Raw genomic sequence first — 2,542 nt, 5'->3', positions numbered from 1 at the left:
CCGCTCGGCCCCGGCACGGTGCCGGCGGCGGTCCCGGCCCCCGGCTTCCTGCTCCTGCGCCGCTGAGCCGCGTCCGGCGTCAGTCCGCGTCCGCAGGCGGGACGGCGCGCAGCATGGTGGTCGTGGGGTGCAGTGCCACCGCGTCCTCGTCGCGGCGGGCCCGCAGCACCGTGTCCACGTAGGAGTCCACCGCCTCCTGCAGGGGCACGGCCTGGCCGCGGGCCTCGGAGAGGTACCAGCGGTGCTCGAGGAGCTGGTGCATCACCTCGGCGGGCTCGAGCTTGGCTCGCAGCTCAAGGGGCACCGAGCGGACCACGGGGTCGAACACCTCCACCACCCAGCGGTGCGCCGCAGCCTCGATGTCCATGTACGGGTCCCACTCCCGGCGGGCGGCCTCGATGTCCACGAGCAGCCGGCGGGCCTGGTTCTCCTGGACCTCGAGTCCCGTGAGGCGGGTCAGCCGACGGCGGTGGTAGCCCGCGTGGATCTCGACGGGCCGGGCGATCATCATCCCGGGGGCGTCGGCGGCGCGCAGTGAGTACTCGGCCAGCTCGAACCCGAGCTCCTGCAGGCGGCGGACGCGGCGGTCCAGGCGCCACGGCTCGGCGCGGGGGAACAGCAGAGGCTCGGTCAGCTCGTCCCACAGCCGTCGGTAGGACGCCACGAGCAGGTCCGGCGTGGTGACGGGGTCCACCTCCGGGTCCAGCAGCCCGCTGGCCTGCAGGTCCAGCAGCTCGCCGCCCACGTTCACGGCGGCCACGTCCAGGTCGTGTTCGCGCTGGCCGGTGGACAGCCGCTGCCGGAGCTCGCCGGTCTCGGCGTCCACCAGGTGGGCGGCGAACCCGCCCGCGTCGCGCCGGAACAGGACGTTGGACAGGGAGACGTCACCCCAGAAGAACCCCTCGAGGTGCAGCTCCACGAGCAGGGTCGCCAGCGCGTCCATGAGCCGCACGAGGGTGCGGCGCTCGAGGCGCTCCGAGAACACGGCGCGGTACGGCAGGGAGAAGCGCAGGTGCCTGGTCACGAGGGCGGCGGGCAGGGGCGTGCCGTCGTCCTCCGTGCGTCCGGTGACCACGGCCACCGGCACCACCGACGGCGCCGGGCTCCGCTCGAGCCGGCGCAGCAGCCGGTACTCGTGGAACGCGAGTTCTTCAGTGGTCTCCTTCACCGCCACGATGCCCCCGCCCATCCGGGCGAAGCGCACCACGTGACGGGAGATGCCCCGCGGCAGGGCCGCCAGCACCTCACGCGGCCACGTCTCGAGGGGGAGCGCCCAGGGCAGGGCGAGCAGAGACGTCGCCGGGTCCTCGGTCGCGTCCCCCGACGGGGCGCCCGTGATGGTCAGTCGATCGACGGGGGAGGGGGTCTCGGCGGTGTCCATGGTCACGATCCTTTCAGACAGGGCCGCTATGCTCGCCTGGCGCGGCGCGCCCGCTGCCCGCCGGCTCCGGTGCTCGACCCGGACCGACTGCCCCACGAGGAGGACCCTTGGCCCGGAACACGTCAGGCTCGCACACCTCGGCGACGGACGCTCGTGCGCGTGCCCGCCAGATCCAGGAGGAGCAGCGCAGGAAGGACAGTCGCCGCCGCACCGGCGTCATCTGGGGCTCGGTCCTCGCGGTGGTGCTCGTGATCGGCCTCGTCGTCGCGTTCGTGCTCAACCGCAACGGCGACGACGCCGCGGCCGCCGGCCCCATCCCCGCCGTGGCGAACGAGCAGGGCGGCATCGAGTTGACCTCGGCCACGGACCTGGCGGAGGGCGCGGGAGAACGCGAGGTCGACCCCTCGAAGATCGAGGTGCCGAAGCAGGCCGCGAGCTCCCAGCCCGAGACCCTGCCGAACACCGAGGCCCGTGGTGACGGTGAGCCGACGCGGATCGTGCTCTACGAGGATTTCAACTGCGTGCACTGCGCGGACTTCGAGTCCACCAACGGGGACCAGATCGAGCAGTGGCTCGAGCAGGGCGAGGTCACGGTCGAGTACCGGATGGTGGACTACCTGAGCGCCCCGAACAACCAGAACTACTCGGCCCGCGCCGCCAACGCCGCGTACTGTGTGGCGGACCAGAAGCCCGAGGCCTACAACGGCTTCGTATCCGCCCTGTTCGCCGCCTACGACGAGCACCAGGGCAAGGGCCTGGACAACGCGGCGCTCACGCAGCTCGCGCAGGAGCACGGCGCGGACATCGCCTCCTGCGTCGAGGACGGCACGTTCCGCTCCGCGGTCGAGTACACCACCCGCCAGGCGCGCGCCGCCGGCGTGGCCGGCACCCCCACCGTGTTCGTGGACGGGAAGAACTGGGCGCTCGACGGCGAGGACAAGACCTTCATCGAATGGGCGGGCGCCAAGATCGCCGGCTGACCCGGCGCCGAGGTCCGCGGGGCGTCCCCACGCGGGGACGCCCCGCGTCGTCCGCCCGGGCCTTGTACGCTGGGAGGGTCGGCCGCGGCGCCCCCGGGCGCCGGCCGCAGGCCTCCTTAGCTCAGCTGGCCAGAGCAGCTGCCTTGTAAACAGCAGGTCGCCGGTTCGAATCCGGCAGGGG

The 2,542-nt window shown here is 73.1% G+C and carries 2 protein-coding genes; one reads left to right on the top strand and one right to left on the bottom strand.

From position 1 onward, the window contains the following. Positions 1 to 79: 79 nt before the first annotated feature. Positions 80 to 1,381, bottom strand: coding sequence for a DUF4032 domain-containing protein (locus HMPREF3105_RS11620; protein WP_070709744.1), 1,302 nt, complete (start codon positions 1,379 to 1,381; stop codon positions 80 to 82). A 107-nt stretch (positions 1,382 to 1,488) separates the two neighbouring features. On the opposite strand from HMPREF3105_RS11620, the gene HMPREF3105_RS11615 reads away from it, so the two are divergent. Then, entirely contained in the window at positions 1,489 to 2,361 is an 873-nt protein-coding gene (locus HMPREF3105_RS11615) for a thioredoxin domain-containing protein (RefSeq protein ID WP_070709742.1), read from the top strand. Positions 2,362 to 2,542: the final 181 nt, after the last annotated feature.

Origin of the sequence: Micrococcus sp. HMSC31B01, assembly GCF_001816085.1 — a bacterium.
Classification (GTDB): domain Bacteria; phylum Actinomycetota; class Actinomycetes; order Actinomycetales; family Micrococcaceae; genus Micrococcus; species Micrococcus luteus.
This window is presented reverse-complemented; position numbering and strand designations above follow the sequence as displayed.

What these genes read in the sequence shown, in the direction of transcription:
- HMPREF3105_RS11620 (WP_070709744.1), bottom strand. Translation starts at nt 1,381, where the DNA reads ATGGACACCGCCGAGACCCCCTCCCCCGTCGATCGACTGACCATCACG.